This window comes from Pseudobutyrivibrio sp. (genome assembly GCF_017471675.1).
In the GTDB taxonomy this organism is placed as follows: Bacteria; Bacillota; Clostridia; order Lachnospirales; family Lachnospiraceae; genus Pseudobutyrivibrio.
Map to the genome: position 1 here is coordinate 17,274 of NZ_JAFUSK010000049.1, position 16,827 is coordinate 34,100.

Annotated in this window: 12 protein-coding genes; 5 read left to right on the plus strand and 7 right to left on the minus strand. The window is 40.4% G+C overall.

Going from position 1 to position 16,827, the window contains the following annotated elements:
• Positions 1–10: 10 nt before the first annotated feature.
• From hisS to IJ535_RS08380, 4 genes are all read right to left on the minus strand, one after another.
• Positions 11–1,270 carry a histidine--tRNA ligase gene (gene hisS, locus IJ535_RS08365; protein WP_294301228.1) on the minus strand — a complete coding sequence of 420 codons (1,260 nt, stop codon included), beginning with the start codon at positions 1,268–1,270 and terminating at the stop codon, positions 11–13.
• Positions 1,261–2,700: a coproporphyrinogen dehydrogenase HemZ gene (hemZ, locus tag IJ535_RS08370; protein WP_294301231.1), complete on the minus strand. Its 1,440-nt coding sequence runs from the start codon at positions 2,698–2,700 to the stop codon at positions 1,261–1,263. Before hemZ ends, hisS begins: the two co-directional genes overlap by 10 nt.
• A 515-nt stretch (positions 2,701–3,215) precedes the next feature.
• Positions 3,216–3,842, minus strand: a complete 627-nt coding sequence (locus IJ535_RS08375; RefSeq protein WP_294301235.1) for an MBL fold metallo-hydrolase — start codon at positions 3,840–3,842, stop codon at positions 3,216–3,218.
• 76 nt (positions 3,843–3,918) lie between these two features.
• A complete protein-coding gene (locus IJ535_RS08380) occupies positions 3,919–6,222 on the minus strand; it encodes a RelA/SpoT family protein (RefSeq protein WP_294301238.1) in 2,304 nt (767 codons plus the stop codon).
• Positions 6,223–6,388: 166 nt separating this feature from the next.
• On the opposite strand from IJ535_RS08380, the gene IJ535_RS08385 reads away from it, so the two are divergent.
• On the plus strand, positions 6,389–8,026 hold the full coding sequence (locus IJ535_RS08385; RefSeq protein WP_294293505.1) for an ABC-F family ATP-binding cassette domain-containing protein: 1,638 nt from the start codon (positions 6,389–6,391) through the stop codon (positions 8,024–8,026).
• 33 nt (positions 8,027–8,059) lie between these two features.
• Here IJ535_RS08385 and IJ535_RS08390 read toward each other — a convergent pair whose 3' ends face one another.
• Both IJ535_RS08390 and IJ535_RS08395 read right to left on the minus strand, forming a co-directional pair.
• A complete protein-coding gene (locus IJ535_RS08390) occupies positions 8,060–8,191 on the minus strand; it encodes a hypothetical protein (protein ID WP_294293502.1) in 132 nt (43 codons plus the stop codon).
• A gap of 130 nt (positions 8,192–8,321) precedes the next feature.
• The gene (locus tag IJ535_RS08395) at positions 8,322–8,777 is read right to left on the minus strand and encodes an NUDIX hydrolase (RefSeq protein WP_294301240.1); all 456 of its coding nucleotides are present in this window, start codon (positions 8,775–8,777) and stop codon (positions 8,322–8,324) included.
• Between the two features lie 587 nt (positions 8,778–9,364).
• Here IJ535_RS08395 and IJ535_RS08400 point away from each other — a divergent pair.
• Entirely contained in the window at positions 9,365–9,619 is a 255-nt protein-coding gene (locus IJ535_RS08400) for a DUF4160 domain-containing protein (RefSeq protein WP_028242787.1), read from the plus strand.
• Between the two features lie 9 nt (positions 9,620–9,628).
• Positions 9,629–10,066, plus strand: a complete 438-nt coding sequence (locus IJ535_RS08405) for a DUF2442 domain-containing protein (protein ID WP_294301248.1) — start codon at positions 9,629–9,631, stop codon at positions 10,064–10,066.
• Positions 10,067–11,034: 968 nt separating this feature from the next.
• Here the strand turns inward: IJ535_RS08405 and IJ535_RS08410 are convergent.
• Positions 11,035–13,563, minus strand: a complete 2,529-nt coding sequence (locus tag IJ535_RS08410; RefSeq protein ID WP_294301251.1) for a hypothetical protein — start codon at positions 13,561–13,563, stop codon at positions 11,035–11,037.
• A 250-nt stretch (positions 13,564–13,813) separates the two neighbouring features.
• Between IJ535_RS08410 and IJ535_RS08415 the strand changes: the two genes are divergently transcribed.
• Together IJ535_RS08415 and IJ535_RS08420 are read left to right on the plus strand one after the other, a co-directional pair.
• Entirely contained in the window at positions 13,814–14,020 is a 207-nt protein-coding gene (locus tag IJ535_RS08415) for a helix-turn-helix domain-containing protein (RefSeq protein WP_294301254.1), read from the plus strand.
• Positions 14,021–14,208: 188 nt separating this feature from the next.
• Positions 14,209–16,764 carry an RICIN domain-containing protein gene (locus IJ535_RS08420; RefSeq protein ID WP_294301258.1) on the plus strand — a complete coding sequence of 852 codons (2,556 nt, stop codon included), beginning with the start codon at positions 14,209–14,211 and terminating at the stop codon, positions 16,762–16,764.
• Positions 16,765–16,827: the final 63 nt, after the last annotated feature.

Genomic DNA, 16,827 nt, shown 5'->3' on the forward strand with positions numbered 1-16,827 from the left:
CTACAATATCTTACCTATTGAAAAACTCTACGAATTCCTCATAGCCTTCTGCTGAAAGCTGCTCCTTCTGGAACTTCTTATTCTTGTTCATACGTACTACAAGAACTGTCTCACCATTTGCACGGGCTGCCTTAGCCTGCGCCATAACCTCTGTAAGCTTATCTGCTGGATACCCCTTCTCAACAAGATAAGCCACTTTCTTGTTAGCACCTGGCACCTTGAAGCCCTGCTCCATAAGAAGAAGGATAATACGCTCAAATCCAATTGAGAAACCACATGCAGGAGTGTTCTGACCTGTAAAGTTACCAATCATCTTATCGTAACGTCCACCGCCGCCGCAGCTTCCGCCAAACTCTGGAATAGCAATCTCAAAGATTGTACCTGTATAATAGCTCATTCCACGTACAAGTGTAGGATCAAATACAAGCTCAAACTCAGCTTCCTTAGTAGCATTAACAGCTGTTGCAATCTCACGCATCCAGTTAGCTACTTCTTCATCAAGGAACTCACCAAGCTTAGAAAGTAAAATTTCCATGCCTGCAGCAACATCCTTAACATTATCAAGTGCGTCAAACAAATCTACATATTTATCGATAGATTCCTGTGGATAACCAGCCTCAAGAAGCTCCTTAGAAACTCCATCAAGACCAATCTTATCCATCTTATCAAGTGTAATGAAGATTGAATCGTAATCCTCCTCAGCAAAGCCTGCGTATGCAGCCATAGCCTTAAGGATACGACGCTCGTTAATACGGATTTCAAAATTCTTAAAACCGATGCGGCCAAGTGTAGTAGTGGTTGCAAGGATAAGCTCTATCTCTGCAAGGTTGCTAGGCTCGCCTAAAATATCGATATCACACTGAGTGAACTGACGATAACGACCACGCTGAGGTCTATCAGCTCTCCAAACAGAACCAATCTGAAGTGACTTAAATGGTGAAGTAAGCTCGTTAGCATGGTTAGAATAGAAGCGGCAAAGAGGTACTGTAAGGTCGTATCTCATACCAAAATCTACAACATCCTCCTCAGTAGTAGCCTCTGGGATGTTAAGCTTCTCGCCACGCTTCATTACCTTGAAGATAAGCTTTTCGTTCTCGCCACCCTGCTTATTTGAAAGATTGCCAATAGACTCCATTGCTGGTGTCTCGATTGGTGTAAATCCAAATGAGCGATATGTCTCCTTAATAATAGAAGTAACATAATCTCTAACTTCCATTTCATAAGGAAGTATATCCTTCATTCCGTTAACTGGTTTCTTGTTTAAAGCCATTTTAAATCCTCTCTAAGTCTTTCTCTTTTTCTTTCTATCATTTCATCAATTCTGTCCATGTAAAGCTGAACATCCTTGACATTCTCACATCTTGTAACTGTGGCACCATGGTCTGCAACAAACTTACATGAACAGCCTGCGCCAAGTGCCATTATAGTTTGTTTTTCTTCCATTATCAAGATATTATAGAGTCCTTCTTTGTCAGAAGTTGCATATCCTATGTTCTCAAGGTTAGCAGCCATGTTCTTTTGCCTGTATAGATAGTAAGGCTTAAGGTTGAGCTTATTAGCTGTTTCAAGGCATGCATCCATGTGAGCCTGTGAGTTTTCGATTAAATAATCATCATAAGCTTCCTTATCTATGTTAAGCCTTGCAGAATGCTTCAAAGCCAGTGAATGGACAGTCAGATTATCTGGGGACAGCTTTTCAATCTCTGATAATGTGTATCTTACATCTTCTATTGTCTCACCTGGAAGCCCAAGTATTAAATCCATATTGATATCATCAAAGCCAAGCTCCTTGGCCCAGCCATATACCCTGTAGATATCCTCCACCTTATGGAATCTTCCTATTAAATCCAAAGTCTTTTGATTCATGGTCTGTGGATTAATAGAAATCCTGGTGATAGGATGATTCTTCATAATTTGAAGCTTCTCGTAGGTGATGGAATCTGGACGGCCTGCCTCGATAGTGTATTCCAGCAAATCTGTGGTGTTGAAATATCTATCAACCAGCTCTAAAAGCTTCTGTAAATGCTCTTCATCAAGGGATGTTGGGGTTCCCCCACCAATATAGATAGTGGTAAGCTTTTTATCCTTACATGCCTCAGCGGTAAATGCAATCTCCTTTTCAAGAGCATTTAGATAATCATCTAATTTCTTCTTCCAAAGACCTATTGGATATGAAGTAAACGAACAGTAAAGGCAGGTGCTTGGGCAAAATGGAATTCCAATATAAACAGAATACCCATTGTCATAATCAATTCCTGATAAAAGCTCATGCTCCTTGTGTGAAACCTGAAGGCTCAAGGCTATCTTTTCATCTGATGTAAGGTAGGTCTTTTTCATGTAATCAGCTACCTCTTCATCTGATGCGCCCTGTTCTATCATGCCAAGGCTAATTTTGGTAGGACGAATGCCTGTAAGTGTCCCCCAAGGCAAAGTCTTTCCTGTGCGCTTGCTTATGCTTTCATAAATAGCAAGCTTAAGACGATTCTTAGTATCAGGCCTGTTGGAATAATCTATCTCAACCTCCCTGCCATCTAATGTAAGCTTGTAGTCTGCGTATTTAACGTCCATGGTAAATAAGATGTCCTCATCAGTCGGTGCATCCGCAGTGCCGATGCGCACCTCCTGCTTAGGATAAAATGCCTTTACCAGGGAATAAATGTCGTATTCAAAATTATCTTCGTTTAACTTTACGTATATCATATCTTTGTTCCTAATTATCTATGGAGCTTACTATCTGTGCATACTTTTTGTTATCAAGATAGTAGTGCTCTCTTGCACTTTTACTATCTGATTTTGATTTTCAATCTTAGATAGTAGTATGCTGTGGACTTATTACTACCTATATTTGATTTTTTATAATGGATAGTAGTAATATTCATATTTCTTACTATCTAAATCATTTTTTCCTTCGCAGATAGTAAATGTTTGTCATTCAGCTACTACCTCAGCTCAAAATTTCTTACTAGATAGTAAATAATTGTTAAGTAACTACTATCTCAACTCTAATTGTCTTATCAGATAGTAGTTCTGTTCTTATTGGCTACTATCTAATATTAAATCTTTCTTTTAGATAGTAATTATAGGTTTTTGATTTTCATCAGAAAATCAAGAACCGGAGATTGACCAATATTTTCTAAAAGAAAATATTGCTTGGCAAAGCCAAGTTCTTGTGGGCTTTTTCCTTAAGTAGCCCACAAGAAGTTATAGTTCTGATTTTAGCTCAAATAAGGATTGTATAATCGTTCTTCGCTAATTGTGGTTGGTTCGTTGTGGCCTGGGTAACAGATGGTGTCGTCATCCAACACTAGAAGCTTACTCTTAATGCTACCTACCAACTGGCTCATAGAGCCGCCTGGGAAATCAGTGCGACCAACTGAACCTGCAAACAGTGTGTCCCCTGTAAACACAATGCCTTCTTTTTCAAAATAGAAGCAGCAGCCACCTGGAGTGTGACCTGGTGTAAACAGACACTTTACCTTAAGTCCTGCCAGCTCTATTACTTCATCATCCTTTAGAAAGATATCTGCCCTGTATGTTTCGCTGCTTCCATACATATCTGCAGATAGATTGATAGATGGATTTTTAAGCTCGTCGGCGCAGGCCTCATGTGCGTATATCTTAATCCCGTATTCATCTGCAATGGTAGCAGCCTCACCAGCATGGTCAAAATGCCCATGAGTAAGAAGCACTGCCACAGGCTTAGTGCCAGTCTGTGCTACTGCAGACTTTACCCTATCTGCCGCAGAGCCTGGATCGATAATAATAGATTCTTTTGTTTCCTCATTAATAGCCAGATAGCAATTCTCCATCGCTGCTGGCAACATCACTTTTGCTACTTTCATATTCCTCTCCAAAATAGTAGAACAGCTATCTACTTTGAAATAGCTGTTCCAACCGCCAAATTTATTAAGTTCTATATTATCCTCTAGGGCGTTCAACATCTATGATTGATTCAACCTGCTTAATCTTCTCAACTAATGAGCGAAGCTGTTCACGGCTCTGGGTGCCGAACTTGATGGTGATTGTAGCAACGCCCTGCTTGCTGGTCTTAGAATGGATTGAATCGATATCGATTTCTCTTTCAGTAAAGATACGAGTAATATCTACAAGAAGTCCTGTACGATTGTTGCCGTAGATATTGATTTCTGTAAGATATACGCCGCCCTTCTTGCCTTCATCCTCAGAATCTGTAGCCCACTCTGCCTCGATTAATCTTTCCTTTTCAAAATCAGGTAGGTTAATCATATTGATGCAGTCAGTACGGTGGATGGAAACACCACGACCTCTGGTTACGAAGCCAACGATTTCGTCACCTGGCACTGGATTACAACACTTAGAGAAACGAACTGAAACATCATATATACCGCTTACTGTAATGCCGTTCTTAGATTTAGGCTTAATCTTTTCGTTGCCACCTGAATGCTCAGCAAGAACATCCTCATCGGTCATCTTAATAGGATGATCCTTCTGCCATTCAGAATACATTCTGTTAATGACAGCGCCTTCCTTGATAGCGCCCTGGCCTACAGCTGCAAGACAATCATCCCAGCTGTGGAAGCCGTATTTATTCTTGATTAATTCCTGATATTTAGGCTTGTTTACCTCTCCAAGGTCTACTCCCTTTTGCTTAGCAGAACTGATGAGCAATTCCTTACCCTTAGCAATATTCTCATCCTTGGACTGGCTTCTGAACCACTGATTAATCTTGTTCTTAGCCTGTGAACTCTTAACAATGCTAAGCCAATCACGGCTAGGGCCGTTTGTGTTCTGAGAGGTGACGATTTCGATACGGTCACCATTTTGGATAACGTAATCAATTGGAACAAGCTTGCCATTAACCTTAGCACCAATCATGCGGTTACCTACAGCAGAATGGATGGCATAGGCAAAATCGATAGGTGTAGAGCCGTTAGGCAAATTCTTAACATCTCCTGATGGAGTAAAACAAAATACTGTATCCGAAAACAGATTAAGGTCTGATTTAAGAAGGCTTGAAAACTCCTTATTATCGGAAATCTCCTGCTGCCACTCAAGGATTTCACGAAGCCAGGAAAGCTTCTCTTCCTCGCCCATAACTGTAGAGCCTTCGCCGCTTTCCTTGTATTTCCAGTGGGCTGCGATACCGTATTCACTGGTGCGGTGCATTTCATAGGTACGAATCTGTATCTCAAAAGGCGAACCGTTAGGACCGATAACAGTAGTATGTAAGGACTGATACATGTTAGGCTTAGGCATAGCAATGTAGTCCTTAAAACGTCCTGGAATTGGAGTGTACATCTCATGGATTACACCAAGGGCTGCATAACAATCCTTGATAGAATCAACAATAATGCGCACTGCGAACAAATCATATATCTGATCGATGGTCTTATTCTGATTAACCATCTTCTTGTAAATGCTGAAGAAATGCTTAGCTCTTCCGTATACCTCTGCATCAATATCAGCATCCTTGATATGCTTAGCCACATCATCTACTAAAGAATTAATATATTCGTTACGCTGATTCTTTCTGAGGGCAACCTTCTCCACTAAATCGTAGTAGGCTTCTGGCTCAAGATACTTAAGTGATAAATCATCAAGCTCTATCTTAACCTTGCTGATACCAAGACGCTGTGCCAAAGGAGCGTAAATTTCCATGGTCTCCTTAGCCTTTTCCTTTTGCTTCTCAGGGCGCATATACTTAAGCGTGCGCATGTTATGAAGCCTATCTGCAAGCTTAATAAGGATAACGCGAATATCCTTAGCCATAGCAAGAAACATCTTACGAAGGTTCTCAGCCTGGATTTCCACCTTATCCGCATCGTAATTCAATTGACCTAATTTGGTAACGCCATCAACAAGCTCTGCTACTTCCTCAGAGAACTCTGTTGCTATTTCTTCCTTAGTATATATGGTGTCCTCCACCACATCATGAAGAAGCCCTGCAACGATAGTCTCTTTATCAAGCTCAAGATCTGCAAGAATGATTGCAACGCAAAGAGGATGAATGATATAAGGCTCCCCAGACTTGCGAACCTGACCCTCATGAGCCTTGCTGGCAAGCTGATAGCCCTTTTCAATCATAGAGATATCAGTGTTAGGATGGTACTTGCGAACCCTATCGATAAGCTCACGGTAAAGCACATCAGGGTCAACAAAATCTTCCGTAGCGATGACACCATGTCCATCCATAGCAATCTTGTTCTCAAGCTGTTGTAAATCGGCCTGATTGTAATCTGACATGATATCACCACCTTTCCAAAAATTTTTATTAAATATTATATAATTTAACAGGGTAAAAAGCAATAATGCCATGCTGAAACTTTTGGCAAAATCTAGACATTTTTATGTTTTTTTGATAAACTATTTCAGGTTTATTTTAATTGAGTTTTTGAAAGGACTATTTTTAATGATTCAAGCAAATAATGTCACTCTTCGTTTTGGCAAGAAAGCCTTATTTGAAGAGGTTAATATCAAATTTACAGAGGGTAACTGCTACGGTATCATCGGTGCTAACGGCGCTGGTAAGTCTACATTCCTTAAGATTTTATCAGGTCAGCTTGAGCCTACCAGTGGTGAAATCACTATGAGCCCTGGCAACCGCCTTTCATTCTTAGAGCAGGACCACTTCAAGTATGATGAGTTCACAGCTCTTGATACAGTTATCATGGGTAATCAGCGTCTTTACGATATCATGAAGGAAAAGGACGCTATATATATGAAGGAAGACTTCTCTGACGAGGATGGTATCCGTGCTGCTGAGCTTGAGAGCGAGTTTGCAGAGATGGATGGTTGGAATGCAGAGTCAGATGCAGCTACACTTCTTAACGGACTTGGAGTTGATACAGAATTCCACTACACATTAATGAGCGAGCTTCCTGGTGCTCTTAAGGTCAAAATCCTTCTTGCACGTGCACTTTTCGGTTCACCAGATGTTCTTCTTCTTGATGAGCCTACTAACCACTTGGATTTGGATGCTATTGCATGGCTTGAGGAGTTCCTTATTAACTTTGAGAACACAGTCATCGTTGTATCCCATGACCGTTACTTCCTTAACAAGGTATGTACACAGATTGCAGATATTGATTACGGTAAGATTCAGCTTTACGCTGGTAACTATGATTTCTGGTATCAGTCATCACAGCTTATTATTCAGCAGCGTAAGGAAGCTAACAAGAAGAAGGAAGAACAGATTAAGGAATTGCAGGAATTCATCCAGCGATTCTCTGCTAACGCTTCTAAGTCTAAGCAGGCTACATCTAGAAAGCGTGCATTAGAGAAGATTCAGCTTGATGACATCCGTCCTTCTAGCCGTAAGTACCCATACATCGATTTCAGACCAGCTCGTGAAATTGGTAACGAGGTTCTTTCAATCGAGAATCTTACAAAGACAATTGATGGAGAGCTTATTCTTGACCATCTTACATTTAATGTTGGTCGTGAAGATAAGATTGCTTTCGTTGGTTCTAACGAAAAGGCAAAGACAGTATTATTCCAGATTCTTGCTGGTGAGATGGAGCCAGACGAGGGAAGCTACAAGTGGGGCGTTACTACAAGCCAGTCTTACTTCCCTAAGGACAACACTAACATCTTTAATACAGACCTTCTCATTGTAGATTGGCTTACACAGTTCTCTGAGATTAAAGATGCTACTTATGTACGTGGTTTCCTTGGCCGTATGCTTTTTGCAGGTGATGACGGTGCTAAGAAAATGAAGGTTTTATCCGGTGGTGAAAAGGTACGTGTTCTTCTTTCACGAATGATGATTGAAAACAGCAATGTGCTTATGCTTGACGAGCCTACTGACCACTTGGATATGGAGTCTATTACAGCCTTAAATACAGGACTTCAGAAGTTCTCAGGCGTAATCCTCTTCTCTTCTCGTGACCACGAAATCGTACAGACAACAGCTAACCGTATTATTGAGATTCTTCCAAATGGACAGATGATTGATAAGATGACTACATATGATGAGTACCTTGAGTCAGATGAAATGGCTAGAAAGCGTACCGTACTAGAAATGTCTTCAAATGATTTAGATGACTAAAATTAAAAGCCTTGCCAACCGGCAAGGCTTTTATTAATCTATGCACACAACCTTTAGTGCACAATTAGAAACAAATTCAGTGACAATCCCCTTATCTTTTAGCTCGAAAGCCTTTCTAATAACCTCGTCTACTGTACAGCAATTAATGATCTGTCCTACTACCATTTTTTCATACCTCCTAAATTTGTGTTTGTTTTTGTTTCTGAAAAGATAATACCATGTGATTTGTCACATAAGTGTCACACAGGATATATTAATGATTTTTGAGATTCACATTCAATTTCATATTCCAAAATCATTCGGTAAAGTAGTCAATTAGATTATCGTCACAGTCATAAATTAACTTAACAGTAAAAAAGTCTTTATTTGTATTTAAAAGCTCCAGGAAAACTTTATCCCCCTCCCACAGGTTTAGCTCCAGCACTTTATCAATATCTACCCACTGCAGCTCGCCCTCATCACACTCCGCCTTCATCTCTCCAGTGAAATCATCACAAGTGTAAAGAAAAGTATGCTCTGTCACATCACCCATTACAAATGTAATAAATCCCCTGGCTGTGATTTCGCCAGCCATAAACCCAGTCTCCTCATATATCTCTCGCCTAATGCAATCCGCTGGTGACTCTCTTTCTTCCACATGTCCACCTACACCAATATACTTCCCCGCGTTAATATCATGCCCCTTCTTAGTGCGATGCAGCATTAAATATTTATTATCCTTTATCAAATAGCACAGTGTTGTAAATGTCATGAGCTTCTCTCCTTTTCTTTCGCCTTAGCCTAATTATATCATCTTCGGCCATTGTTTTGGCTCCCGCATTTCTTTTGCTTAACCAGGGTGACAGCCAGCGGCGGGGTGCGGTGGTTATGCCTATTGTTTTTGTTGTGGTTTTTGTATGGCTCTTCAACCGTTAGTTGTACTTTAGCCTTTTGAGTATGACTATATGAGGATTCTGATGTTGTCATACTTGAAAATTGTTGGATTGTGGCATTTTGTATAGTTTTAAGTATGACTTTTTGCTTATTTCTATGGTGTCATACTCTGAATGAAGATGAAGCGTACCTCCATCAGTCATTCTGCGTATATTTTCTTAGATTTCGCCAAAAGTCATACTTTAAAATACGATATCACCCTTGAATACCTTGATATGAAGTATGACTGAAGGATATAGCCACATTTGTCATACTTTATTTTTTCAGCATTCAAATGTGAACAGCCAGCGGCATGATGCGCGGTGGTTATGCCTATTATCTTTTATGCCAGAGATAGCAAAATCTCTATGTATATCAGTTGTAAATTCACGATACCGTGATATAATATTGACAAGGAGTAATGTTATGCCAGTTATATCAAGATTTAATGGTATTGTGATTAGAATGTATTTTCTTTCCAGTGAACACAATCCACCACATATTCACGCTATTTACGGTGATCAGATTGCAGCTATTGATTTTCAAAAAAACGAAGTTATAGAAGGTGATTTACCTTTACGCGTACTTCAATTAGTACTTAAATGGACTTCTTTACACCGAAATGAATTACTGAAAATATGGGAGACACAAGAATTTGTAAAAATTCCCCCATTAGAATAGGAGGCGTTTATGTTTCATAAAATTAAAGATATTCAAGTCACTGATGATTATAAATTAAATGTCTTGTTCGTCGAAGGTCAACGAAAACTATACGATATTAAAGCACTTGCTGAAAAATATCCAATGTTCAATGAGCTAATTGCTAATTCCACTTTATTTAAAAGTGCAAAAATTGATATTGGTGGATACGGCATAGTATGGAATGATGAGCTAGATATTTCATGTGATGAACTATGGGAAAATGGTTTGAAAATTAATTCTCCTTTTGACGGACTTATGGCACTACGAGATGCCACTGAAATGTGGGGATTAAACGAAAGTACCCTCAGGCATGCCATTATGTACGGAAAGTTCATTCTAGGAATTGATGTATGTAAATTTGGAAAACAATGGGTCATTTCATATGAATCTATGAAAAGAGTATACGGTGAGCCAAAGGCTAGCTAATTTAAACAATGCGGAATTACCTTCAAGTATGGCAATTCTGCATTTTTTATTTTTTCTAGCCAGCGGCACGATGCACGGTGGTTATGCCTATTTATATGTGTAGCTAAGGAATTGCGAAGTGATTAACTTATTAAGAGACCTGGCATAAACACGCAGATGGATAGGCTTCGTTCTCGTGCGTGTATGGATTAGTTACTTATGACACGCACATGGGTGATTCTTGCTCTCCTGCGTGTCGGGATGGGACGCTTGTGACACGCACACAGAAGACTATTGTTCTCCTGCGTGTATGAGGTAGCTGATTAGGACACGCATTGGGAATACTTTGGCTCTGGTGCGTGCTTTTGCTTTTATTTTACACTGGTGACAGAGGAATGGATGCGCGGGATGTATGCCTATTTATAGGTATGTATGGGTTGGGTATCACTATAGAGATGAAGGACATAATAGGTGATGGAATATGTGGTTTCTATAGCTTGTCGTGTCACAGAGGCAACGAGTTAATTGCATTTGTAATAGACTGTGTGACAGTAATCAGGTGAACTAGTGCAATTTCTGTCACAGGCTGTACGTAATTATAATGTTTCTTTGAATCTGTGTGACAGGATTCGAGGATTTCGGACATGATTCTGTCACAGATGCAATGTTTTTTCTGAATTTGTGGCAATAGCTGTGACAGAGTTTTGATGTATTTGCTCTTGTTCTGTCACAGCATAAATGTATTTATGGGATTTGTAGATTTTTTTGTGACAGAAAATAGGTCTATGGATTGGATTTCTGTCACAATGTCGACGTAATTCAGAGATTTTCTGGGGTTTCTGTGACAGAATCCATACATAAAGCAGGGCGACAGCTAGAGAAGGATGTGCAGGAGCTATGCCTATTTTTATGCACATATAGCAAGAGCACCCCGAAGGGTGCTCCGCCTATAAAGGAATTAGTATTGATATGAAAGTATCTTATCAAGATTAAGGTGTTGTAGTTTCCTCTGTCTCTGTAACTCTGATGTTGTTAACTTCTCTAACCTGACCATTTGCTGTATCTAGCTGGCTCTGCGCTGTGTTTTCCATAGTTGTTGCATCATACAATGCCTTGTCAGCATCAGATTTGTTTGTTGTAGCAGTCTCTACAGCCTTATCAGCAGTTTCGATTGCGTCTTCATCTTCCTTAATTTGGCCATCAATATCCTCTAGAGCAGTTTCCTTAGTAGCCTTGTCTTTAGCTAAAATGTCGTTATCTGCCTTCTCTTTGTCAGCATCGTATTCACCATCAGTATCTTCGCCATAACGCTCTTTAACCAATAAAGACCTTTCAAACTTAGCGTCATCGACTGCCTTAGTAGCTGCATCTACTTTTGCCTGCTGCTCAGCCTCTACTTTTGCCTTATTATCAAGAGCAGCATCTGTTGCCTCCTTTGCTTTTTCTACTGCTGTAGTCTTGGTTGCAACATCTTCTTGTTTTGTTTTAAAATCATTTGCATTGTTTGCTGAAGTAGTTGCTTTACTGTAAGCAGTATTATATGCTTTATTTAAAGCCTCTATTGCAGCAGCTGCAGCTTCTCCAGCAGTTGTTCCAACTTGCTCAGCTGTTTTGTAACCAGTTAGCTTTGAGACATCTGCTTCTGCAGCTGTTTTTCCATCCAAAGTTGCTGGAGTAGTAATAACACCTGCTGTCTTTAAATTAGTTTGTGCAGTAGATAATGCCTCTTTTATAGAATCATCTACAGCAGCATCTGCTGAAGTACCAAGCTGTCCAAATGCGTCATTATAAGCCTTTACAGCTGTTGCATAATCTGCTATCGCTTGTTCAGCTGCTGTTTTAGCACTTTGGTATGCAGAATCAGCTGCCGCACGTTCTGCTCTAGCCAAAGCCTTGTCATCTACCTTACCATCAGATGCAACACCTGGTACGGCCTTATTCAATGCAGTTTCAGCTTCTGTAACTGCCTTTGCATCCTTAGTAGCTACTGCGTCAAGATACTGCTGGTATAGTTCTACAGCCTTATCTGTTTCAGTTCCATCATCTGCAATATATGCATCTGTTGAATCTTTCTTAGATTCATCTATCTTGATTCCTGCTTCATAAGCCGCTTTGTATGTAACTTTCTCAATTGCTGTAACCAATGCATCTGTTGCAGTCTTAAGATCCTTTACAGTACCTACATTTTCATCAACTACAGCATTTCCATCTGTATCTGTTTTTATCGAACCATCAGTTCCTTTTTCATATGCAAAAGCTTTCTCAGCCTCAGTTACAGCTGCAGTAGCTACCTTCATAGCATCAGCCATATCCTTTTTAGCTTTAGTCTCAGCCTGCTTTGCTTCGTCAATGGTTGCTTGAGCATCTGCAAGGTTCTTATCACTTACAGCAATTTGATTATCAATCGCATCTATATAGCTCTGAGTAGCTGTCTTTTCAGCAACTGCAGCATCCTTTGCATTCTTTGCTGCTTCTGCTGCAACCTGGGCAGCTTTTAATGCTGTATCCGCCTTATCAACTGCTTCTTGAGCTGCTTCCTTATTTTTCTGTGCAGCATCAAGTGTTTTTGTAGCCGAATCTACAGCACTTGCTGCAGCATCTGCTGCTGCACTCTTGTTAGCTGCTGTAGGATGTGTTTTTGCTGTAGTTATTGCTGTTGCAGCTGCATCTACTAGCTTCTGTGTATCATCTACCGCTTTTTGTGTGGTTGTATTAGAACCTTTATCTCCTGCAATGGCATCTACTGCATCACTAACAGTTTTATTTGCTGACGCTAAACTAGAAACATTTGCTGCAGTTAAAGCTGCCTGTGCCTCTGTATTTGCAGTATTTGCAGTAGCTAAAGCCTTAGCTGCAGATTCAGTTGCAGCCTTTGCTGTATTGTATGCCTGCTCTGCTGCAGTTGCTCCAGGTACAGCTGCGCTTGAGCCACCGCTTGCTCCGCCTGAGCTGCCGCCAGAAGATGAACTAGAGCTGCTGCCTGCTGCCGTCTTTACGCCACCTGGGAGGATGTTCTCAGCTGGGAAGCCGCCGAGGGTACGGTGCTCCTTGATACCGTTTGTAGCGAAGTGCTGGTAGTAAGATGCTGTGTTGTCGCCAAATGCTGCTGCAAGGTCAGGGTAAGCTGCCTTGTATGCATTTACATCAAAGTACTGGTTAATCTTACGGCCTTCGTTGATACCAAATGCCATGAAGTGCTGGAATAATTTGTCAGCGTCTGTTCCGAATACTGCTACTACGTCTGGATAGAGCTGAGCATAAAGCTTAGCATCAAAAATCTGGCGAAGTGGCGAATTAGCAAGGTCTTCAGCACTAGCTGCTCTACCTTCTTTCTTACCGAATGTGTTGTAGTGATTCTCCAAAGCCTTTGGAGTAGTTCCTACTACTGCTACTACATCTGGGTTCTGCTTTGCATAGTAACTTGCATCAAATGCTGCAAATGCAGGCACTGATGTAGCAACTGTTGTTGCAGCAACTGTAGCTGCCATAAGTCGTACAAGTTTCTTGTTTCTAGTCATAGTGTAAAGTCCCTCCTGCTATTATTATTTCTCCCTCATGTAACCATTAATACCACCGTTTGGTAGCACGAAAGAGTAAAATTTTTTCGCCACCGTTTGGTAGCATCTTTAAATGTACTATACCACTGTTTGGTAGCATTGTCTAGAGAAAATCAATTATTTAACATATTTTTCACACTTTTAAGCCTTACATCACCTCTTTTACAGATAACTCAGCTATTAATATGTTAAACAACAGAAAGGAACAGCTATGCTACTAAGACGCCTGGAAGATTTAAGAATAGACCACGACCTGACTCAACAGCAAGTTGCAGATATCCTATTCTGCAAGCGAGAGGTCTACAGAAGATATGAAAAAGGAATAAGGGAACTGCCACTATCCTACGCCATTATGCTTGCGGATTATTATCAGGTTTCTCTAGATTACCTTGTAGGCAGAACAGATAAAAAGAATTAAGAGATGATTTGAAATTTCACACAAATTCATCTCTTATTTTTTTGTGCAATTCGTGGAACTTGTGGTAAAATACAGGGTCAAGTCTTTTTCTCCCACCCCTATCTGCTACAATATCTATGTTGCTTAACTGAGGGGATAAGGGGAGTAACTGAGTTTTGAAGAAAATTCAAAACAAGGAGAACAATGAAGTGAAGAAGAAGTTAAGAAAGGCATTGGCATTATCGGCTGCACTGGTATTTACGGTAATGTCATTTATAGCTTTTCCTGTGCTAGAGGTAAACGCAGCAGCAGTGACACCTGAAACAGGAAACATCTATTACATCAAAAACAAAAACAGCGGTCTTTATCTCACAGTAGAGAATGACTCGGCTACAGCTGGTGCCAATGTGGTTCAGGCAACTGGCACTGGTTCATTAGGACAAAGATGGATTCTTGAAAAGAATTCCTCTACAGGAAACTACAGAATCCACCCTGCCACAGATATGACCGGAGGCATATCGCTCGATGTGGCAAACGGTTCATCTGAAAACAAAACTAACATCCAGATTTGGAGCAACAATGGCTGCTCAGCTCAGAATTTTGCACTCAAGCCAGCAGATTCTAACCTGGGCTACTATATAGCTACAGAAGTAAGCGACTTCAATTCAGTGGTTGATGTAACAAGCGCCAAGACAACTACTGGCGCCAATGTACATCAATATGCAAATACTGGAGCAAATAATCAAATTTGGTATTTCGAGCAGGCTCCATGGCCTTCTAGCAACAGTTCAAGCAGTTCTAGTAATTCAAACACCTCATCAAGCAGCAGTTCATCAAGCACATCAACATCATCATTACAGACAGGTTACATTTCCGATGGTTGGTACTACATCAAAAACGTCAACAGCCAGAAATATGTAGAGGTAGCTGACGGCAAGGATGAAAACGGCGCCAACGTACAGCAATACCAAGGAAATGGTTATCCATGCCAAAGATGGTATGTAACTAATGTAGGTGATGGATATATTACCCTGAAAACCGGTATGTCCAGCGGAAGAATGATGGATGTTACCGGAGGAAAAGCAACAGATGGAACTAATGTAGAGCTCTACAACGAAAATGGCAAAGACCCTCAGAAATTCAAGCCTATAAAAACATCTACTGACGGAGTCTTTTGCCTTACAACAAAATGTTCAGGTGATAAGCAGGCTGTTGATGTATATGGTTGGTCTACAGCAAACAAGGGAAATATTAACACATGGACATATAACGGATTAGCTTGTCAACAATTTGTATTTGAAGCCATTAATACCAGCAGTTCTTCAAGCCAGAGCTCATCTGCAGCTTCAACTACAACAAGCTCATCACTTAGCACTGTATACCCTCAGCAGCAGCTCAATTTTGTAAATTGCAGTGATGGAAAATATGTAAATGACAATGGTACAAACGGTGGAGTTCTTACTTCAAATGGCACTAGTGCCACATCAAACAGATGGGTTCTTTCATATGTAAGTAGCGGTGTATATAGAATCATCAATGTTGCTACCGGCTATTGTTTCACACCATTTTCCAGCAGCGTAACATCTGGCAACGGTGTTGCCGCAGCCAAGGTGGCATCTGGCGACAAATCTCAGTACTGGAAGATAGTTGCTGTAAAGAATGATGCTAATGGCATTGCCCTCAATTATAAGATTGTAAATTACAACAATTCAAATCTTGCACTAACACTTTCTAATGGCAGCTATAAGCTGACAAATTATAATGGTTCTACCAGCCAGTGTTTCAGAATAAATTCCTCTGGAGTTGAAGGCTTTGCTGGATATTCAAAGGATATGTCAGGACGAGAAAAGGCATGTATTACAGGTGGTGTTTTTGGCCAGACTGTAACTGTTAATTCACTTAGTGACCTTCAAAAATATGCAGCCGGCTCTACACCTTACACTATCGTTATCGGTGCAAACATGTCACAGAATGCTCTTACAAAGGTAAACGTAGGAAGCAATAAGACATTTGTAGGCTCTTATAATGCCCACACACTAAACAATATACACTTTAGAAACATTCAGTCATCAGGTAATAACATCTACAAGAATATTACGTTTACACACTCTGTAAGCATTAACAATAACGATGATATTCAGATGTATATTTCAGATGGAAATAATTTTTGGCTGGATCACTGCTCTTGGCCAGGACATGATATGAATAGAGATGCAAGCATTCATCATAATGACACTGACAAGTTCCTCTATGTTGGACTTAAGGCAAACTTTGTTTCAGTTAATGATTGCTTCTTTGGTGGGCACAAATATGGATTAATTCTAGGATATCCTGGTGAAGACGGCCATGGTACATACACAGGCTACCCTTGCATGACCATAAGCAACTGCTACTTTAAGCAGACTCTCACCCGTGCGCCTGGATTGATGCGCTATGGATATTTCCACTGCTATAACAACTATGTATACGATTTTGACTTAGGCTATACACCTTATACTGACTGCAATATCTATTCAGAGAAAAACTACTTTGAAGCTGGCAGCCACAAGGGATGTGTTGTAAATGCAATGGATTATATAGGAAGATTCACAGATAGTGGTAGTGTATTATCTTGGGATATTTCTACAGCAAAGATTGCTGGAGCATCTAGCTTTAGACCTGGCAATAATTATGGGTACAGCACACGAGACCCACAATCTGCAAAGAATTGGGCTGTAAAATATGCTGGGGCACAGAGTGGTGCTTTGACATATTCTAGTAATTAAAAAAAGCCCCCTCATCAGTCAGCTGCGCTGACAGCTTCCCCCCAGGGGGGGAAGCCTTTTGAG

Coding starts and splice junctions, on each gene's coding strand:
- hisS (WP_294301228.1), bottom strand. CDS start 1,270: ATGGCTTTAAACAAGAAACCAGTTAACGGAATGAAGGATATACTTCCT.
- hemZ (WP_294301231.1), bottom strand. CDS start 2,700: ATGATATACGTAAAGTTAAACGAAGATAATTTTGAATACGACATTTAT.
- IJ535_RS08375 (WP_294301235.1), bottom strand. CDS start 3,842: ATGAAAGTAGCAAAAGTGATGTTGCCAGCAGCGATGGAGAATTGCTAT.
- IJ535_RS08380 (WP_294301238.1), bottom strand. CDS start 6,222: ATGTCAGATTACAATCAGGCCGATTTACAACAGCTTGAGAACAAGATT.
- IJ535_RS08385 (WP_294293505.1), top strand. CDS start 6,389: ATGATTCAAGCAAATAATGTCACTCTTCGTTTTGGCAAGAAAGCCTTA.
- IJ535_RS08390 (WP_294293502.1), bottom strand. CDS start 8,191: ATGGTAGTAGGACAGATCATTAATTGCTGTACAGTAGACGAGGTTATT.
- IJ535_RS08395 (WP_294301240.1), bottom strand. CDS start 8,777: ATGACATTTACAACACTGTGCTATTTGATAAAGGATAATAAATATTTA.
- IJ535_RS08400 (WP_028242787.1), top strand. CDS start 9,365: ATGCCAGTTATATCAAGATTTAATGGTATTGTGATTAGAATGTATTTT.
- IJ535_RS08405 (WP_294301248.1), top strand. CDS start 9,629: ATGTTTCATAAAATTAAAGATATTCAAGTCACTGATGATTATAAATTA.
- IJ535_RS08410 (WP_294301251.1), bottom strand. CDS start 13,563: ATGACTAGAAACAAGAAACTTGTACGACTTATGGCAGCTACAGTTGCT.
- IJ535_RS08415 (WP_294301254.1), top strand. CDS start 13,814: ATGCTACTAAGACGCCTGGAAGATTTAAGAATAGACCACGACCTGACT.